This window comes from Staphylococcus durrellii (assembly GCF_015594545.1).
In the GTDB taxonomy this organism is placed as follows: Bacteria; Bacillota; Bacilli; order Staphylococcales; family Staphylococcaceae; genus Staphylococcus; species Staphylococcus durrellii.
This window is the reverse complement of the sequence record NZ_JADIIO010000001.1, coordinates 2,280,697-2,300,502: the sequence shown is the minus strand read 5'-3', so window position 1 is coordinate 2,300,502 and position 19,806 is coordinate 2,280,697. Positions and strand designations below refer to the sequence as shown.

Below are 19,806 nucleotides of genomic sequence, written 5' to 3'. Positions count from 1 at the left end.
ATGAACAACTATGAACAACTTAATTAGTATATTCATTTGGTTTATAGACAATATACTTACTAAACCTGAATTTTTCATCGGTATTATTGTTTTTGTTGGTTACGTGTTACTTAGAAAAAAATGGTATGAATGTTTTGCTGGTTTCATTAAAGCGGTAGTAGGTTTTATGATACTCCTCGTTGGCGCAAAGGGATTAGTAGAAAAATTTAGGCCACTACTAGCTGGTTTACGAGAAAGATTCGACTTAAAAGCTGCGGTTATAGACCCATATTTTGGATTGAATGCAGTAGATAGTGCATTAAAATCGATTAATTTAACTACTACGTATACGATGGTAGCGCTAGTTATCGGTTTTATGCTTAATATTTTATTAGTAAAGCTTTGTAAGATTACGAAACTTAGAACACTGTTCATTACTGGGCATATTATGGTTCAACAATCACTAACAATTACTTGGATTGTATTTTTGGCATTTCCAGAATATAGAAACTTTGTAGGTAGTTTAATGATTGGCGTTTTAGTGGGACTTTATTGGGCTGTAGGTTCTAATTTAACTGTTGGGCCTACACAACGTTTAACTAATAATGCAGGTTTCGCAGTGGGACATCAGGAAATGTTCGCTATTTGGATAGTTGATAAAGTTGCACCAAAGTTAGGTAACAAAGAGAAGAATTTAGAAAATATGAAATTGCCTAAATGGTTATCGATGTTCAATGACAGTATCGTAGCGACAGGTACATTAATGCTTGTCTTTTTTGGCACAATTTTAGTGATTTTAGGCGAAGATTTTCTAAGAAGACTAGATCCCCAAAACTTCCCCGAAAAATTATCTTTTGTGACATATATTATTTCAAGTTCATTATCTTTTTCGGTATTTTTAGCAATTTTAATGATGGGTGTAAGGATGTTCGTTTCAGAATTAACGAATTCTTTCCAAGGTATATCAAATAAATTACTACCCGGTTCATTACCAGCGGTTGACTGCGCTGCTACATTTAACTTCGCTCCTCAAAATGCAGTGTTATTTGGTTTTATTTGTGGTTCATTGGGGCAGTTTATAACCATTTTAGGCTTGATATTATTTCATTCACCAGTACTAATTATCACTGGATTCGTTCCCGTATTTTTTGATAATGCCACAATAGCCGTATATGCAAACAAGGTTGGAGGGACTAAGGCAGCTCTGATTTGTGCTTTTGTATCAGGTATCTTACAAGTTTCAATAAGTGCATTTGCAGTTGTTTTCTTTGGATTATATAAATTCGGTGGTTGGCATGGAAGTATTGATTTCGAATTAATATGGCCAGGTCTTGGCTTGTTATTGCATAATTTTGGGTTAGTAGCTTATTTTTCAATCATTATATTGCTACTGCTAATACCTCAATTACAATTTAGAAAAGCAAAAAATAAAGATTTATATTATCAAGGTTTAGAATAATACATCAAAGAATTGGAGGAATTAAGTTATGTTAAAAATTTTAGCAGCTTGTGGAAGCGGAATGGGTTCATCTATGGTCATAAAAATGAAAATCGAAAAGTGTTTGCGAGAACTTGAGGTTAGTGACTTCACCGTTGATTACTGCAGTATAGGAGAAGCAAAAGCACAGGCTAACGCTTACGACATCGTGTTTGCTAGTAAATATTTAATTCAAGAATTAGAAGGCAGAACGAATGGCAAATTATTAGGATTAGACAATTTAATGGATGATAAAGAGATTAAAGATAATCTACAACAAATAATTTGAAGGTGAGTATTATGGTGTCATTTAAAGAAAGTATTATTAAAGAACAGTCAATATTGTTAAATAAAAATGCTGAAAATTGGGAGGAAGCAGTGGCAATAGCAACTGAACCTTTATTAAAAAACGGTGCAATAGAGAAAAGTTATATAGATGCTATTATTCACAATACTAAACAGTATGGGCCATATTACTTGTTAATGGATGGCATGGCAATGCCACATGCAAGACCTGAAGATGGTGTGAACAGGGATGCTTTTAGTCTTGTGACATTTAACGAGCCTGTAAGTTTTAGCGATAATAAAAGTGCGAGCGTATTCGTAGTATTGGCTGCAACATCTTCTGATATTCACACCGGTATCGCAATACCACAAATAGTAAGTGTATTCGAAATAGATAACATAATTAATAAATTAACATCTGCAACCACTGTAGATGAAATCTTAGCTCACATCGATAAAGCAGATATGAGTGGTTATATTGCTTAACAACAAGGAGGAAATATTATGGCAACACCTTTACTACAAATCGCTTTAGATAATCAAACAAATGAGAGTGCAATTAAAACATTAAATTCATTAGGAAATGAAGTAGACATATTAGAAGTAGGTACAATATTGTGTTTACAAGAGGGCAAAAGTGCCATAGAAAAAATTAGAGCCTTGTATCCAGATAAAATAATATTAGCAGATACTAAATGTGCTGATGCCGGAAAAACTGTGGCACAGAATTGTAAAGATGCTGGTGCGAATTGGATGACTGTGATTTGTTGTGCCACGATAGAAACAATGGTTGCTGCAAGGAAGGTTATGGATGATGTTCAGGTTGAATTGTATGGCGATTGGACTTTTGAACAAGCACAACAATGGTACGATAACGATATAAAACAAGTTGTTTACCATCAAAGTCGTGATGCGCTTTTAGCAGGTAAGCGCTGGTCTGACGAAGACTTAAATAAAATTAAGCGCCTTATTGATATAGGTTTTAAAGTTTCGGTTACAGGTGGTTTAGAACTAGAAACAGTTAAGTTGTTTAAAGATTTAGATATATTTGCATTTATAGCGGGACGTAATCTAAGAGAAGTTGAAAATCCTGCTTATGCAGCACGTGCATTTAAAGAGGAAATTAAAAGGAATTTTGAATCATGAATTATTTAGGTATTTATGAAAAAGCTATGCCTATATCCTTATCGATTGAAGAGAAGTTAAAGTACGCTAAACAATTAGAATTTAAATTTGTAGAAATGTCTATTGATGAATCAGATGAGCGTCTTTCCAGATTGTCATGGGGAAATGACATAATTCGACAAATTAATGAAACACAGTTGTCTGAAGATATATATATACAAAGCATATGCTTAAGTGGACATAGAAGATATCCATTAGGGTCTCTTAATAAAAATATAAGAAATAAATCTTTGGAAGTGATGTATCAAGCGATTGATTTGGCTCAGAAATTAGGAGTACGCGTTATTCAATTAGCTGGTTATGATGTATATTATGAAGCGAAATCACAATTAACTGCTCAATATTTTAAAGACGGATTAATCTCAGCTCTTGATTATGCTGCAAAGAAACAAGTCATTTTAGCCCTAGAAATAATGGATGATACCTTTTTGAATAGTATTACGAAATATTGTGAGATCAAGCAAGCTGTCTCTAATCACCCATATTTAAAAGTGTATCCAGATGTTGGAAATCTTTCAGCCTGGCCTGAAAATAATGTAGCTAAAGAATTGGAAAAAGGTATCGCTGATACCGTAGCAATACATTTAAAAGATACTTTGCCCGTTACATCTGATTTCGCTGGTAAGTTTAAAAATGTGGATTTTGGAGAAAGTAATGTTGATTTTATTGGTGTGTTTCAATCATTACATCATTTAAAATATAATGGTCCATTCTTAATAGAAATGTGGTCAGAAAATTTAGAAGAGCCAAAGGAAGCAATATTATCTGCCAAATCATTTATTGAGGAAGCAATCATGAAAAGTGGTGTTTATAGTGGATAATGCACTAATACAAAGACTCGTTTATGAAGGCAATATGCAATTACCAAAAAACCAATTAGTGAAATTGACTTGGGGTAATGTTAGTATGATTGATCGTGTTAAAAAAGTGATCTGTATTAAACCAAGTGGTATACCTTATAAAAAATTGTCTCCTGTAGATATGGTAATTACAGATTTAGATGGTAACGTGTATCAGGACCAGCTTAAGCCATCCTCGGATTTATCTACGCACGTATATTTATATAAACATTTTCCAAAAGTAAATAGTATTGTTCATACGCACTCATTGCATGCAGTAGTTTTTGCGCAGGCAGGAAAGGCTATCCAACCTTACGGCACCACACACGCAGATACATTTTATGGTCCTATACCTTGTGCTAGAAACTTAACACAACAAGAGGTTGAACAAAATTACGAACTTAATACAGGCAAAGTCATAGTAGAAACGTATCAATCTCAAAACATTACTCCTGATGCAATACCTGCAATTAATACAAAAAATCACGGACCATTTATCTTTGGCACTTCTGTAAAACAAGCCATAGAACATACTATTGTTTTGGAAGAAGTTGCAGAAATGGCACTTAAAACAGAATTACTGGCACAACAAAATATTCCGCCAATAGATCAATTTTTATTAGATAAACATTATTATAGAAAACATGGCAAAAATGCATATTACGGACAATAGTTAATAATGCAATATAAAATGATATGATAGCTAATCCAATAAATAATCATATCTCTAAATAAAATTTTTATGGTATAACTGAGGATTTTAGTAAAAATGTAGAAGACTATGGAGTATAGCAATTTACAAAAAGGATTTGCTAAGCGTATCGAGTGTGCATAGGAGAGTCCGTAGCTCCCGTAAATAAGTTGTTGTAAATTGTTTAAAAGAAAACAACATGAAGAATAAATAAAATGAGGTTGAGATATAACACATCTCAACCTCATTTTTACTGCCTAAGTGGATTTACAGCTAACTAACTATCTATGCATGGCAACGTTTGTTTAACTAACGCTTATAAAATAACAATCTTTATTCCAATTGTGTTCGCTTTATGGTCTGAAATAACTTTCATCTGATATTAAGACCATCACTCCACGATATATGTTTTTAATTGTATACCAAATAGTAATAACCGCGAGTATTATAGCTATTATAATCATAAAAACTGATCCCCAATTTGATTGGGATGATAATGCCATTGCACCAAGACTCGCACTAACTAATAATATTAATGGACATAGATAGGTAATGATGTGGTAAACCAACGATTTTGCCGCATGTGATGATGTTGGTTTATCAGATAATATCCATACAATAATAGGTAATATTAATGGCGCAAAAAATATACTGAAATAACATAATGCTGAAAGCACTTTACCACTTTGTACGTTTGCTTGGGATGTTTTGTAATCCATTTATTTCACCTCACAAAAAGTGTAACAAATAGAGGATGAGTTATATAGGTTGAAAATGTAATATAACAACATTGTTAGTTACAGTACTGCGATTTTATGCAAGTAGATACGGCAAAACAATTCAATTTGAATGGTAATAAAAATGGTGAGGGAAGACGAAAGCTAAATAAGTCATTTAACTTTCATCTTCCCTCACCACAAACAAAACTTTGAAAATAGCACGTCATTTATTGTGCTTAATTTATATTTGTTTAAATTAACGATAGTAGCTTAGGCGCTATAAAATTATTATTCTGTACACAACGTAGTTATAGCACTAGCAATAATTACCATTGTAGTTAAAATTAATACGACTACAAGAAGTGGTATAGGAGTAGTGAAAATAACGATTAATGTAAGGAATAAAGCAGGTACAGCAAAAAGTATTTGCCATACAGTTGAAATGATACGAGTTGCTTTATACTTAAATACACCTAATATTAAAGCTGGTAAAAAAATACAGAACGAAAATCCTAATGATATACCAATTTCAGTTGGCCGTTCGAAGTTTATAGCGTTTCCTCCAGTTGGATTATTATAGGCAATGGTAATAGTTGCTAGCGTAATAAAAATCACTGCTAACAATAGCGTGGTCAAACGATATTTCATAGATCTTACACCCCAATGTTTGATAAATTAAATATATTGTGACATATAACTATAATAGAGTCAAAATACATTCAAAAAATTTAGTAAATATAAAAATAATCCAGACATTAAATATACAATGTCTGGATTAGTAATCATCTACTGCTGTAATACTATGTTGAAATCCTTGATAAAATACGTCCAAGTTGTCTAAAAAACTACCAACCATGACTGCAATAACAACGCAAGTGATACTAAGTACAATTTGTTTGTAAGATACTTTGCCATTTCTTTCTTGCTTATCAACTAAATTATAGGCTATAAAGACTGCAGCGATTGCTCCAATTAAGGTTGTTAAAACCATTTGCGCCTCCTAAGTTTAAATACTTTGTTTTCGAATTCAAGATAATTTTAACAAATGGCCACAGTGCACTAAAGTTAAATAACAATAAAAAACCTTACAATTATGTAAGGTTTATTACGAAAGTTTGATATAAAGTTTTGAAAGGGTGACAATTATAAAGCAAAGTCATTGATATAATAGCGATAAAAGATGTCATCACTTTGTAATGTAAAATACGTTAAGAAAGTTATTTATTGATAGCCTTAGTGCTAATTCCTTTTGACTTTAAAAACTTCTTGATTTTGGCTTGTTGTTTACCATTTACTTCGCCGGCGTATTTTGTAGAAACATCTACTACATTCAATTCATTTTGAGGTTGATAATCAAGTTGTTCAATATCCTCATCAACATTCTTAATCGTGCTGTTTAATGATGTAAAATATTTAATGATGCGATCGACATTAGGTTTATAGCCTTTTGGAAGATTGTTATTTTTAACGAATTTTTTAAATCTAACATCATTTTTGATTGCATTACGTGATAAGTCAGAAAGGCGTTTTGACTGTTTATCCGTAATTTTTGTATCTGAATTTGATTGTCTATCTAATTTGTATTGCATTAAATATTTGTTATCAAGTATTACAGAGTTTACATCGAGATATTTTTTGATAGCTTGATTCATTTCTTTTTCACTAATATTTTCTCCACTTTTATTAGAATGGAAAATATCTTTTTCGGTAAGTACTTTTACATTTTTAGGTGCATGTTTCTCGTTATGTTGGTTATCATCATGATCCTCGTCCTCGTTGTTTGAACAAGCAGCCAGGACGACGGCTAATATCATAATGAGCGATAATAATATACGCTTTTTCATTTAGTGTAGTAATCTCCTTTGTAAAGAATTAATCATCAATTGAAGTGTTATTTATATACATACTATAGAGTATCATTTTTAAAAGTGCATTCAAATGACATTTTATAAAAGAAACGCACAATCTAATGAACAAAATCATACAATTTAATTTTCATACATGTTTAGTCAAATATATTTTACGCATATTAAACATTAGGATAAGCCTTTCAATCTATGTTCAATTACTATATATATAACAATTAAGGTGACTACATATAATAATGCTTCTACAATTAATAAGGTGCCATTCCTATGCGAAATAATCAAGAAAAGATCAATGAAAGTGAGTGGGAGGGCGAGTAAGGTATATCTTTTGAAAATAGTACGATTAAGTCTCTTATATGTAAGTTGAGCGACTTCCCAATGATTGACGCTTAACATAGCACGTTTAGTTTGATAGAGCATGGGTAACTTTTGCGAATCATTTGTGTGTTTTATAGTTATCATTTTGGAGAAATATACATGTATAATTGACACGATAAGTAATAGCATAAAAGGTCATCCAATCGCATTAAAGTAAATTATATAGTATAGCATAAAAAAAGAGGAGTCAACTTAGACTCCTCTTTAAACTACATAATATTTGATTCAAGTTTAGTGACGAATAATATAATCAAAAGCATTTAAAGCAGCATTAGCGCCTGCACCCATTGAAATAATAATTTGCTTATTACGGTCGTCTGTTACGTCACCTGCAGCAAAAACTCCAGGAACACTTGTCGCATTTTTACGGTCAATCGTAATTTCTTTAGCTTCATTCAACTCGACATATTCATCTAACCATTCAGTGTTAGGTAATAAGCCAATTTGAACGAAAATACCGTCTAATTCAATGGTATGCTCTTCATTTGTACTAATATCATTATATTTTAAACCGGTTACTGAATCTTCACCAATAACTTCGGTAGTTTGAGCTTGTTTAATAACTGTTACGTTTGATAGAGAGTTTAATCGTTGTTGTAATACATCGTCAGCTTTTAACTCTGTATTTCTTTCTAATAAAGTTACATGTTTAACGATTCCTGCTAAATCAATGGCAGCCTCAACGCCTGAGTTACCTCCGCCAACAACTGCAACGTCTTTACCTTCGAATAATGGACCATCACAGTGAGGACAGAATGCCACACCTTTGTTGATAAGCTCATCTTCACCAGGAACTTGTAGTTTACGCCAACGTGCACCAGTAGCAATAATTACAGTTTTACTGTGTAATTGCGCATCGTTATCTAAAGTAATAACGATGTCGTCATCTGTTTTTTCGATGCCACTAGCGCGAACGCCTGTCATTATATCGATATCATCATATTGTTTAATATGATCTTCTAAAGCAGATGAGAATTTTGGTCCATCAGTTTCTTTAACTGTCACAAAGTTCTCAATTGCAGCAGTATCATTAACTTGGCCTCCGATACGGTCTGCAACGATACCTGTGCGTAAGCCTTTACGAGCAGTATATATAGCAGATGTACCACTTGCTGGTCCACCGCCAATAATAAGTACATCGTAAGGTGATTTGTCATTAAATTCAGATGGATCAGCTTGACTACCTAAACTAGTTAAAATATCTTGGACAGTCATGCGACCATTACCAAATTCTTCTCCATTAAGGAAAATAGCAGGTACCGCCATAATATTTTCGGATTCTTCTTTAAAAATAGCTCCGTCAATCATTGTATGAGTGATATTTGGATTTAATAAACTCATTAAATTTAAAGCTTGGACTACGTCAGGGCATTTTTGACAAGTTAAACTAATATAAGTTTCAAAATGTAGTGGACGGTCTAGTGCTTTGATTTGATCTATAACAGCTTGTTCTTCTTTTGGTGGGCGACCACTAACTTGTAATAAAGCTAGAACAAGTGAGTTAAACTCGTGACCCATTGGTAAACCTGCAAAAGTAACGCCAGTATCTTCACCTGGACGATTGACTGTAAAGCTAGGCGTACGCTTTAGGTCAGATTCTTCTACACTAATGTTAGATGACATGGCAGACACTTCATCTAAGAGTTCTTGTAACTCTTTAGATTTATCATCAGAACCAAGGCTTGCTCTTAATTCCACGTCACCTTCCATTAATTGAAGTAATTGCTTAAGTTGTGTTTTCAACTCATCATTAAGCATTTGACATCAATGCCTCCTTAGATTTTACCTACTAAGTCAAGACCAGGTTGTAATGTTTCTGAACCTTCTTCCCATTTTGCTGGGCAAACTTCGCCTGGATGTTGACGTACGTATTGTGCTGCTTTGATTTTGTGTACTAAAGTGCTTGCGTCACGGCCAATTCCATCAGCGTTAACTTCTGCTGCTTGAACAACACCATCAGGGTCAACGATGAAAGTACCACGTTGAGCAAGACCTAACTCTTCATCTAATACATCGAAGTTACGAGTAATAGTTTGAGAAGGGTCACCAATCATTTGATATTGGATTTTGTTGATAGCTTCAGAATGATCGTGCCAAGCTTTGTGTACGAAATGAGTATCAGTTGATACTGAATATACATTGACACCTAGTTCTTGTAATTTGTCATATTGACCTTGTAAATCTTCTAATTCAGTTGGACATACGAATGAAAAGTCTGCTGGATAGAAGCAAACAACACTCCATGAACCTTTTAAGTTTTCATCTGAGATTTCGAAGAACTCATCTTTCTTTGGATCATAAGCATTTGCTGTGAATGGTAAAATTTCTTTATTTATTAAAGACATAAAAAATATCCTCCTATGTTGTAAGTTGATAATCTTAAGATTAGAATTTTGTAATAGATTGTTCTAATTGTTTAATTATAATAATTCTAATCTTTGAGACCTATTATTGCATTTAATTTTCATTTCGTCAACAATCATGTTTGGTTTCTTAAATAATAACAAATGCAGATTGGTAAAGGTTTTGTATTAACTTGTTTTAAGTATAAATCATTGATTATTATAGTTCAAGAATAAGATAATTTTACATTTTCCTAATATCAATTAGGTGTTTTTATTCTCAACTAATTAAATTATTTTTAAAATTATAGGATGATATATCAGGTGATAGAATCGCCAAAACGTAACAGTAGCTTGAATGACATCGCTTACACAATTTGCTTGAAAATAATTAATAATACAATAATTAGATTGAATTTATCATTGTCTAATTCTTTATCACTTTAAATCATGAAGAAATTTAATTTTATAGCTTTAAAACTATCGAAAATCGGGTAAGCAATAAGTAAGTATACAGTGTTTATTTTTGATATTCTTAAACAACAAACACATTGGAAAGAGGTTTTACCGTGACAAATTATGTTTACGATTTAATGAAAAAACACCATTCCGTTAGAAAGTTTAAAAACAATCCACTTTCTGACGACGTTGTAAAACGATTAGTTGAAGCTGGACAAAGCGCTTCATCTTCTAGTTATTTACAGACTTACTCCATAATAGGGGTCAATGATCCCCAAGTGAAAAATGATTTGAAAGAGGTTTCTGGGCAGCCTTACGTTGCTGATAATGGATATCTTTTCGTATTTGTCATGGATTTTTATAGACATTCACTCATTGCAGAAGAGAAAAAAACTGATATGGATGTTTCTATCGGTTCAACCGAGGGGTTACTCGTAGGAACTATTGATGCAACTTTAGTAGCGCAAAATATGGCTGTAGCTGCCGAAGATATGGGGTATGGCATTGTATATTTAGGTTCATTACGTAATGATGTGCATCGTGTAAAAGAGGTTCTTAATTTACCTGAACATACTTTCCCTCTATTTGGAATGGCAGTAGGTGAACCTGCTGATGATGAAAATGGCGCACCTAAACCACGTTTACCTTTTGAGCATGTTTTTCATGAAAATCAATATAATAGCGATGAGGAAGCGCAACGCAATGTTTTAGCAAGCTACGATAAAACAGTTAGCGATTATTACAATAAGCGTACTGATGGCGAACGCTCGGAGACTTGGTCAGATCAAATTGCTCGTGCTTTAGGTAGCAAACAAAGATTAGATATGTTAGATGAATTAAATAAATCAGGTTTCTTAAAACGTTAGCTGTGTTGAATATGTCATTTTATTTGTAGTAGGGACTATTAAAAGTTAATTATTAGGAAGGGGTTGATTACATTGAGCATGTTCGATAAATTATTTAAAAATAATTATGACAATCGTGATTCTACACCGGAAGAAAATAGTAATGGCCAACAACCACATGCTAAAGAAAATGTATTTACCCCTTCTCAAGCACAAGATTATTGGGCGAAAATAGCTAGCAAAGTCATTGTAAGTGCTACAAATTCTGTTGATCATATGGCTGAACGGATTTTTATACTTATATCATTTGATGAAAAGAACCCAACCATGGACATTTTTTTTCAAATGAATGGTCAAATTAGAATGTGGAATGATTTAGATAATCCTAAACAAAAAAAGATGATTTATCAAAGTTTATTACCGCAAGCTGTTAATGTAGTGAAACAAGTGAATAATCTATATGATCGTGCTAATGTAACACGTATTGCTTATTCACAAATACAGTTTGAATTTGAAAGTAAAACTTGGTACTTACATGATATTTCACAAGCATCAATGGAAGCTCAATTAGATAAAGAAGCTGCTTTCTTAAAATGGTTTGATGATGTTTCACTTGAAATAAAGTCTTTGGCCGTGGATAGTGAGCAAAAGATAACATGGGGACCATTTAAGCCATTTGATGACTAATAACATAAAAAGAAGCTCAATAGCTTTTGCTATTGAGCTTCTTTTTGCATAATGAATTAACTATTAGCTGTTAACTCATTATATGATTCTTCATGATAAACATCTTTATCTAAGTTGTGAGTTAGTTTTGCAGTCCCTACACCTGCTAGCATAGAGTCGTTAACGTTTAATGCTGTACGTCCCATATCTATAAGTGGTTCAACTGAGATTAAAACACCAGCTAGAGCGACAGGTAGATTTAATGTTGATAATACTAATATGGAGGCGAATGTTGCGCCACCACCTACACCAGCTACACCAAATGAACTAATAATTACGATACCAATAATTGATAAGATGAATTGTAAGTTTATTTCGACATGTGCTACTGGTGCTACCATAACAGCTAACATTGCTGGGTAAATACCAGCACAGCCATTTTGCCCAATTGAAAGTCCAAATGAAGCTGAGAAGTTAGCGATGCCATCAGGCACACCTAAACGATTTTTTTGAGTTTGAACGTTTAAAGGTAATGAACCAGCACTTGAACGTGAAGTGAATGCAAAAAGTAGTACTTCTCCAGTTTTCTTAATAAACGCTAATGGATTTAGTCCTAAAATCATTAAAATAATCATGTGAATAATGTACATTACAATTAAAGCTACATAAGTAGCGATAACGAATTTACCAAGAGTCCAGATTGCTGCAAAATCACTAGTAGCTATTGTGTTAGTCATTATTGCTAAGATACCATATGGAGTTAAACGTAAAACGAATGTAACGATGGCCATCACTAAAGCGTAAACTGCATCGATACCGCGTTTAAGCAAGTTACCTTGTTCAGGTTGTTTTCGTAACACTCTTAAAAAGGCGAAACCAATAAATGCTGCGAAAATAACGACAGCAATTGTTGATGTAGCACGCTGACCTGTGAAATCTAAGAATGGATTACTAGGTAATAATTCAATGATTTGTTGTGGCAACGTTTTAGCACTCATGTCTTTTGCTTGGCTAGCTATTTCGCTTCCTTTAGAACCTACAGCACCGCCCAAGTCGATAGATGAAGCATCTAATTGGAATACTAGAGCTGATAAGATACCGATAATAGAAGAGATACCAACGGTACCAATCAAGAAGATGAAAATCCACATGCCTACTTTCGCAAATTTTTCTCCGATTTGAATTTTAGTAAAGGCGGAAACGATTGAGATAAATATTAACGGAATAACGATCATTTGTAAGAGGGAAATATATCCGTCTCCAGCGATGCTTAACCAATCCGTAGTTTGTTTAGTTATTTTGCTATCCACACCATAAATTAAATGCAACGCGATACCGAAGACGATACCGACGCCTAACGCAGAAAAGACACGTTTAGGGAATGAAACGTGTTTTTTAGCCATTATGCTTAAACCTATGATGAAGGCCACAAAGAGAATAATGTTTAATATAGTAAGTAACATAGCCAGGACCTACGCTTTCATAATAATATTTTTTAAGCCGAGTTATTTAATAAGGATAGTAGTGTTTGGTGAAATATTCAAGAGGGTTGCTTAATAAAAATATATAATATGAAAAGATTATATTTTCTGACAATTACAATAGTTTAATATCTAACAAAGTAAATAAAAAAATGCTTTAAAATTAACTTTTTAATATCATCCAATAACTCTTTTGCTGTTATGAAAAGATAAACTATTAACAAAGGCCAGACCATCATTAGATGGTCTGGCCTTTGTTAATAAAATTATAGATTGAATAAACGTGCGAAAAATCCTTTTTTCTCTGTTGAAGGTACTTCTTTTGTTAATGGTGATGATTGTGAAGTTGTAGCAGAAGTGCCACTGTTTGATTCTTCAGAAGATGATTCTGTCGAAATATTACTATTAGAACTGTCTTTTGCTTGAGTCGTATCTTCTGTTTGACTGTTATCATTAGATGTTGATACTGAAGCTTGTGTGATTTCTTGCTCACTTGTTTTAGAGCTTTCTGTATTATCGTTTTGATTACTATTAGAAGCTGTTGTTTCTTCGGTTGAAGGCTGGGTTTCAGTTGATTGATAATCAACTTGAGTCAGTTCTTCTTCTGAAGCTTTTGCTTCACTTTGTGCATCGTTGGCTAGAGTAACGTCAGAATTAAGCTGTTCTTCTTTTTTAACATTATTTGCAGTTGTATTATCGTCAGTAGCATAATCAGCTGCATTTTTAGATGGTTGATTAGAGCTCTCTGTATCGTTAGCCACACTAGATTGAATAAGCGAAGCTTGTTCAGATTGAGCTTTGTGAATTTCTGCTTGAGTCGTTTTTATTTCATCTGTAGAGGATTGGATTGTTTTTAAAGCTTCCGTATTTGTATCAAGCTTAGCAGTAATTTGATTTTGCAATTCACGTAATTCATTTTGTTGATTATGCACTTGGCTAATCATTTGTCCTAACATATTACGCTCTTCGCGTATTTGTTGGATCTCACTACGTAGTTCTTCTACGATTTGGTTCACATTTTGATTAGTAGGTAAATTACTATTATCGTCTTTGACTAATACTTGTAAGAAATCTTTTTCTTGTTCTAATTCATCGAAAGCTAAATCATAGCTGTTTGTTTGTCTAACTTTTTCGGCGATGTCTTGGAATAACTCGATATCTTCTTCCTTAAAATCAGTGGCTTCTCTGCCTCGATACTCGGTCTTACTAAGTTGATAACCACGTTCTTCTAAATGTTGAACTATTTTACGCACTTGTTTTTCACTAAGTTCTACACGTTGGGCGAATTCTTTCGTTAACATAGAAATAAATCCTTTCTGATAATAAATTTATGTATAGGGACGTTTGTCTTCGGTCAGTGAAACGTCAGTCTAACTTCTAAGCTATTTTACCCCGTTTTATTAATGATTTCAAGTGTAGCCATACTTTTAAGGCTGTTTACGCAAATCCATTTGTTCTAACATAGGATAGATGATGTGTCGTGAAATTTTATTGGCGAATACATACTTTAATATGTAATTGGATTTGATACTTGCCCCGTAGATGTCTTTCGTAAGCTCTATATTTGATTTAATGAATAGATCCATAGGGAGATCCTCAAATGTATTTTTAATAGGTTGTCTAGGAGCTATATAATCAATTTCATCTTGCTTTTCAAAGCCGTATTCTAATAAATAGCGACGTCTTTTATTAAGGACAATGGTTTTTTCTTTGTTTTGTGCTTCATCATCTTCTGATTCCTTGTCTACTTCAAGCATAATAAAATTAATATCATGCGCGTGTAACTGATTAGATAATTTATTGAGTTCTTTTTCTATTGCTTCTAGCGTTAACTTTATACTTTCATCGCGATTACCATTATTTTCAGCTAACAAATAAATTAAAAATGCAGAATTTGTTGTTGCTTCATAATGTGCAGTAGCAATACTAACTACTTTGTTATTTTCAAGGCCAATAAGAAAGATATAATCATCTTTTGTATATTTATTTTCTAGAGACTGACGGAAAATTGTTTCTCCTTCTTTTAGAGAGACATCTAACTTACCGTCATATAAATTCAAAGCTTCTTCGAATAAGGGATCTTGTACGGTTTCAACTATTTTAAATTCCATCCTTAAACCTCCAAACTGTATGTTGTTTGTGCTAATTGTAGCATACAGATTGATTAGACGTAATTAACACGCTAGTTGCACGTTTTATTAATTAAAAAAAAAGAGTATTAGTAATTATACTAATACTCTAAATTAGTGTATATGATTAAGATTTAGGTCCTTCTGATTGTTCTGAATAGTGATTACCAACAATTTTACTGTCATTATCATTGTTACCATCAGTTGTATATGCTGCATTACAATTTTCAACTTCATTATGAGTAGACTCGTCTTTTGAAGTTACTAAAATATATTTGCCTTCATGAAGTTCATCTTTATAATGGTCCATTTTATCCTCAGGCATGTTGTAATGATTTAAAACTGCAGCTTCCGTATCTTCACCAGTTAGTAGCTTTGCTGCTACATCACTAATACCCCCAGTAGTAGCCGTTAAGTTGATTTCTGAATCATGTAAATCATCTAAATGAAGTTTTTTCTTACTTATTACAGATAATTCGTAATCAGAATAACCTTCAGACCTTTTTTGTTTAATTGCATCATATAATGCATCTGTGCTTTCTAAAACTTTAAATTCAGCCATAGTTTAACCTCCAATTATCAATAATCGATTAATCCTTGTTTACCCAGTTATTTTAAATGTAAAACGATTTAATTAAATTATAGGATGAAAATATACAACTTGAAAATGTTATTACAATGAGTGATTAATCGCTTACAATTTTGAAATAAATAGCCCATAGGTATACATTTTGTCAAAAGTGTATATTGAAAGGAATATGAAAATTTGGTATTATCGTATAATAATTTAGCTAGCTCATATAATCTAAAGAATATGGCTTTAGAAGTTTCTACCATGTTGCCGCAAACGACATGACTATGAGTAACAAGTCAATACATACAGTAACTATATATAAATCATGCATAACTGAATGAAGTTTGGTTATTATCGCCAATTTATTAATTTACTATCGGGAAAGGTAAACGATAATAGAGGGCATTATAGTTGATTATTTTAGTCATTGTTCACGCTTATGTATTGCATGTTCACTCATAGATCCTGAAACTTCACTAGTTTGGGGTCTTTTTTGTACACATTACGAGGAGGTTTTTCGAGTGGATTTGTTGGAACAAAGAGTTAAAGAAGATGGCGTGGTCATTGATGAAAAGATTTTAAAAGTAGATGGCTTTTTAAATCATCAAATTGATGCGCAACTTATGCATGAAATCGGTAATACTTTTCATGAACAGTTTAAAGGTGAAGGGATTACTAAAGTATTAACTATTGAAGCATCAGGCATTGCACCAGCAATTATGGCTGCATTACACTTTAATGTGCCTTGCTTATTTGCTAAAAAAGCTAAACCAAGCACATTAACTAAAGATGTTTATCAAGCTGACATACATTCGTTTACTAAAAATACCACAAGCACAGTCGTAGTGTCAGATGAGTTTTTATCTGAAGATGATCGTGTGTTAATCATTGATGACTTTTTAGCGAATGGTGATGCTTCACTAGGTCTTAACGAAATTGTTCAACAAGCTCAAGCAACAACAGTTGGCGTTGGCATCGTTTTAGAAAAAAGTTTCCAATCAGGTAGACAACGATTAGAAGATGCAGGATTAAAAGTATCTTCGTTATGTAAGATTGCCTCTCTAAAAGGTAACAATGTCACATTCGTTGATGAAATAGTAAGTGAGGAAATATGAAGACATTTATTTTAAGTGTTCAACATTTACTTGCTATGTATGCAGGAGCAATACTTGTTCCAATAATCGTAGGCACGAGCTTACATTTTTCATCAGAACAAATTGCATTTTTAGTGACTGTTGATATTTTTATGTGTGGTGTTGCTACATTTTTACAAGTATGGAAAGGTACTGGGACAGGGTTGCCTATAGTATTAGGTTGTACCTTTACAGCTGTAGCGCCAATGATTTTAATTGGTCAAACAAAAGGGATTAGCGTATTATATGGTTCTTTATTATTGTCAGGTATATTAGTAATAATTATTGCACCGTTCTTCTCATATTTAGTGAGATTCTTTCCACCGGTTGTAACGGGTAGTGTAGTAACGATTATTGGCATTAATCTCATGCCTGTAGCGATGAATTATTTAGCCGGTGGAGAAGGAGCTAAAGATTATGGCGATGGCAAGAATATCTTGTTAGGTATCATAACTTTAATTGTCATTTTAGTCGTGCAACGATTTACGGAAGGATTTATGAAGTCTATTGCTATTTTAATAGGATTGGTTGTTGGCACAGTGCTTGCTTCTATGATTGGCGTAGTTGATGTTAAACAAGTTGGAGAAGCGCATTGGTTTGCCTTACCACAACCTTTTAGATTTTCTGGATTAAGCTTTGATTTTGGCGCTACAATTGTCTTTTTTATTGTTGCTTTAGTTAGCTTGATAGAGTCTACTGGCGTTTACCATGCTTTAAGTGAAATAACAGATAGACAATTAACGCGCAAAGACTTTCGTAAAGGATATACTGCTGAAGGGATAGCCATTGTATTAGGCGCAATTTTTAATTCATTCCCTTATACAGCTTATTCGCAAAACGTGGGACTAGTATCTTTATCAGGCGCTAAGAAAAATAAAGTCATCTATGGAATGGTCATATTATTGCTAATTTGTGGGTGTATTCCAAAACTTGGTGCAATGGCGAATATGATTCCATTACCAGTTTTAGGTGGCGCTATGATAGCTATGTTTGGCATGGTTATGGCATATGGTGTTAGTATATTAGGTAATATCAATTTTAAAAATCAAAATAATTTGCTGATAATAGCTGTTTCAGTTGGACTAGGTACCGGCATAAGTGCTGTTCCTCAGGCTTTTAAAGCATTTGGTCACCAATTTGCATGGTTAGTACAAAACGGTATCGTACTCGGAGCGTTATCTGCAATTATTCTGAATTTCTTCTTTAATGGCATTAAGAACCAACAAAAAGCATAAGTTATGAAAGTAACTATAAACAAAAATGGAGGCTGTTTAATAATGTGGGAAAATAAGTTTGAAAAAGAATCTTTAACTTTTGATGATGTATTACTATTACCGGCGGAGTCAGATATTTTACCTAAAGATGTAGATTTGAGTGTTCAATTGTCAGATAAGATTAAATTAAACATTCCTGTTATTTCAGCAGGTATGGATACCGTTACTGAATCGAAAATGGCTATTGCGATGGCAAGACAAGGTGGATTAGGTGTTATCCATAAAAATATGAACATTGAAGACCAAGCAGATGAAGTTCAGAAAGTTAAACGATCTGAAAATGGCGTTATCACTGACCCATTTTACTTAACTCCATCAGAAAGTGTGTTCGAAGCAGAAGCACTTATGGGGAAATACCGTATTTCTGGTGTGCCAATCGTTAATAATAACGATGAAAAGCAATTTGTAGGAATCATTACAAACCGTGATTTACGTTTTATTGAAGATTTTTCAATTAAAATTTCTGACGTAATGACAAAAGAAAAGCTAGTTACTGCCCCAGTAGGCACAACATTGGACGAAGCAGAAGAGTTATTACAACAACACAAGATTGAAAAATTACCATTAGTTGAAGATGGCCAATTAAAAGGCCTAATTACAATTAAAGATATTGAAAAAGTATTAGAATTCCCACATTCAGCTAAAGATGAACATGGCAGATTATTAGTAGGTGCGGCAATTGGTATTGCAAAAGATACTGATATTCGTGCAGAAAAATTAGTAGAAGCAGGCGTCGATGCATTGGTAATAGATACTGCTCACGGACATTCCAAAGGCGTTATAGAACAAGTACGTCATATTAAAGAAAAATTCCCGCAAGTAACATTAGTGGCGGGTAATGTAGCAACAGCAACAGCTACTAAAGCTTTATATGAAGCAGGCGCTGACGTAGTAAAAGTAGGCATTGGTCCTGGCTCTATTTGTACGACACGTGTCGTTGCGGGCGTTGGTGTACCTCAAATAACAGCTGTTTATGATTGTGCCAATGAAGCACGCAAACATGGTAAAACAATTATCGCAGATGGTGGAATTAAATTCTCAGGCGATATTATTAAAGCATTAGCTGCAGGTGGACATGCAGTAATGTTAGGTAGTTTACTTGCTGGTACTGAAGAAAGCCCAGGAGAAACTGAAATCTTCCAAGGTAGACAATATAAAGTATATCGTGGCATGGGCTCTTTAGGTGCGATGGAGAGTGGTTCAAATGATCGCTACTTCCAACAAGATAAAACACCTAAAAAATTCGTACCTGAAGGTATTGAAGGACGTATTGCTTTCAAAGGTTCTTTACAAGACACTGTATATCAATTAATGGGCGGTGTAAGATCAGGTATGGGTTACACTGGTTCTAAAAACTTAGAAGCGTTAAGAGAAGAAGCTCAATTTACACGTATGGGCCCTGCAGGACTAGCAGAAAGTCACCCACATGACGTTCAAATTACGAAAGAATCACCAAATTACTCATTCTAAGTTAAAGGAGAA

At 33.4% G+C, this 19,806-nt stretch carries 21 protein-coding genes and 1 riboswitch; of the genes, 11 read left to right on the top strand and 10 right to left on the bottom strand.

Going from position 1 to position 19,806, the window contains the following annotated elements:
- Positions 1–10: 10 nt before the first annotated feature.
- Genes ISP02_RS11120 through araD form a run of 6 tightly spaced genes read left to right on the top strand, consistent with a single transcriptional unit; the run spans position 11 to position 4,438 of the window.
- Positions 11–1,438, top strand: coding sequence for a PTS ascorbate transporter subunit IIC (locus tag ISP02_RS11120; protein ID WP_195721609.1), 1,428 nt, complete (start codon positions 11–13; stop codon positions 1,436–1,438).
- A gap of 28 nt (positions 1,439–1,466) precedes the next feature.
- Positions 1,467–1,745, top strand: a complete 279-nt coding sequence (locus ISP02_RS11115) for a PTS sugar transporter subunit IIB (protein WP_195721608.1) — start codon at positions 1,467–1,469, stop codon at positions 1,743–1,745.
- Between the two features lie 11 nt (positions 1,746–1,756).
- Complete coding sequence (locus tag ISP02_RS11110; protein WP_195721607.1) at positions 1,757–2,227, top strand: PTS sugar transporter subunit IIA; 471 nt, start codon at positions 1,757–1,759, stop codon at positions 2,225–2,227.
- Positions 2,228–2,245: 18 nt separating this feature from the next.
- The gene (locus ISP02_RS11105) at positions 2,246–2,887 is read left to right on the top strand and encodes a 3-keto-L-gulonate-6-phosphate decarboxylase UlaD (protein ID WP_195721606.1); all 642 of its coding nucleotides are present in this window, start codon (positions 2,246–2,248) and stop codon (positions 2,885–2,887) included.
- A complete protein-coding gene (locus ISP02_RS11100) occupies positions 2,884–3,747 on the top strand; it encodes an L-ribulose-5-phosphate 3-epimerase (RefSeq protein ID WP_195721605.1) in 864 nt (287 codons plus the stop codon). Before ISP02_RS11105 ends, ISP02_RS11100 begins: the two co-directional genes overlap by 4 nt.
- A complete protein-coding gene (gene araD, locus ISP02_RS11095) occupies positions 3,740–4,438 on the top strand; it encodes an L-ribulose-5-phosphate 4-epimerase AraD (protein ID WP_328806053.1) in 699 nt (232 codons plus the stop codon). The genes ISP02_RS11100 and araD overlap by 8 nt, the downstream gene beginning before the upstream one ends.
- Positions 4,439–4,809: 371 nt before the next feature.
- On the opposite strand, the gene ISP02_RS11090 is transcribed toward araD, so the two are convergent.
- From ISP02_RS11090 to ahpC, 6 genes are all read right to left on the bottom strand, one after another.
- Positions 4,810–5,175, bottom strand: coding sequence for a DUF4870 domain-containing protein (locus tag ISP02_RS11090; protein WP_195721604.1), 366 nt, complete (start codon positions 5,173–5,175; stop codon positions 4,810–4,812).
- A 288-nt stretch (positions 5,176–5,463) separates the two neighbouring features.
- Complete coding sequence (locus tag ISP02_RS11085) at positions 5,464–5,823, bottom strand: hypothetical protein (RefSeq protein ID WP_195721603.1); 360 nt, start codon at positions 5,821–5,823, stop codon at positions 5,464–5,466.
- 127 nt (positions 5,824–5,950) lie between these two features.
- Complete coding sequence (locus ISP02_RS11080; protein WP_195721602.1) at positions 5,951–6,166, bottom strand: hypothetical protein; 216 nt, start codon at positions 6,164–6,166, stop codon at positions 5,951–5,953.
- Between the two features lie 226 nt (positions 6,167–6,392).
- Positions 6,393–7,019 (bottom strand): NDxxF motif lipoprotein, encoded by a 627-nt coding sequence (locus ISP02_RS11075; protein ID WP_195721601.1) that lies wholly within the window; start codon positions 7,017–7,019, stop codon positions 6,393–6,395.
- Between the two features lie 633 nt (positions 7,020–7,652).
- Positions 7,653–9,179 (bottom strand): alkyl hydroperoxide reductase subunit F, encoded by a 1,527-nt coding sequence (ahpF, locus tag ISP02_RS11070; protein ID WP_195721600.1) that lies wholly within the window; start codon positions 9,177–9,179, stop codon positions 7,653–7,655.
- 17 nt (positions 9,180–9,196) lie between these two features.
- Complete coding sequence (gene ahpC / locus ISP02_RS11065; protein ID WP_195721599.1) at positions 9,197–9,766, bottom strand: alkyl hydroperoxide reductase subunit C; 570 nt, start codon at positions 9,764–9,766, stop codon at positions 9,197–9,199.
- A gap of 566 nt (positions 9,767–10,332) precedes the next feature.
- Here ahpC and nfsA point away from each other — a divergent pair.
- Together nfsA and ISP02_RS11055 are read left to right on the top strand one after the other, a co-directional pair.
- A complete protein-coding gene (gene nfsA, locus ISP02_RS11060; RefSeq protein ID WP_195721598.1) occupies positions 10,333–11,088 on the top strand; it encodes an oxygen-insensitive NADPH nitroreductase in 756 nt (251 codons plus the stop codon).
- 78 nt (positions 11,089–11,166) lie between these two features.
- Positions 11,167–11,754, top strand: a complete 588-nt coding sequence (locus tag ISP02_RS11055; RefSeq protein ID WP_195721872.1) for a hypothetical protein — start codon at positions 11,167–11,169, stop codon at positions 11,752–11,754.
- 56 nt (positions 11,755–11,810) lie between these two features.
- Here ISP02_RS11055 and ISP02_RS11050 read toward each other — a convergent pair whose 3' ends face one another.
- From ISP02_RS11050 to ISP02_RS11035, 4 genes are all read right to left on the bottom strand, one after another.
- Positions 11,811–13,196 (bottom strand): L-cystine transporter, encoded by a 1,386-nt coding sequence (locus ISP02_RS11050; protein ID WP_408020135.1) that lies wholly within the window; start codon positions 13,194–13,196, stop codon positions 11,811–11,813.
- A 284-nt stretch (positions 13,197–13,480) separates the two neighbouring features.
- Positions 13,481–14,515, bottom strand: coding sequence for a hypothetical protein (locus ISP02_RS11045; RefSeq protein WP_195721597.1), 1,035 nt, complete (start codon positions 14,513–14,515; stop codon positions 13,481–13,483).
- 126 nt (positions 14,516–14,641) lie between these two features.
- Positions 14,642–15,325: a hypothetical protein gene (locus tag ISP02_RS11040; protein WP_195721596.1), complete on the bottom strand. Its 684-nt coding sequence runs from the start codon at positions 15,323–15,325 to the stop codon at positions 14,642–14,644.
- Positions 15,326–15,470: 145 nt separating this feature from the next.
- A complete protein-coding gene (locus tag ISP02_RS11035; RefSeq protein ID WP_195721595.1) occupies positions 15,471–15,905 on the bottom strand; it encodes a general stress protein in 435 nt (144 codons plus the stop codon).
- Positions 15,906–16,119: 214 nt separating this feature from the next.
- Positions 16,120–16,222: riboswitch (purine riboswitch) on the top strand.
- 216 nt (positions 16,223–16,438) lie between these two features.
- On the opposite strand from ISP02_RS11035, the gene xpt reads away from it, so the two are divergent.
- From xpt to guaB, 3 genes are read left to right on the top strand one after another with little or no spacing between them, the layout of a single operon-like run.
- Positions 16,439–17,032, top strand: a complete 594-nt coding sequence (xpt, locus tag ISP02_RS11030) for a xanthine phosphoribosyltransferase (RefSeq protein WP_195721594.1) — start codon at positions 16,439–16,441, stop codon at positions 17,030–17,032.
- Positions 17,029–18,285 carry a xanthine permease PbuX gene (gene pbuX / locus ISP02_RS11025; protein ID WP_195721593.1) on the top strand — a complete coding sequence of 419 codons (1,257 nt, stop codon included), beginning with the start codon at positions 17,029–17,031 and terminating at the stop codon, positions 18,283–18,285. Before xpt ends, pbuX begins: the two co-directional genes overlap by 4 nt.
- Before the next feature lie 42 nt (positions 18,286–18,327).
- Positions 18,328–19,794 (top strand): IMP dehydrogenase, encoded by a 1,467-nt coding sequence (gene guaB / locus ISP02_RS11020; RefSeq protein ID WP_195721592.1) that lies wholly within the window; start codon positions 18,328–18,330, stop codon positions 19,792–19,794.
- The last annotated feature ends 12 nt before the right edge of the window (positions 19,795–19,806 follow it).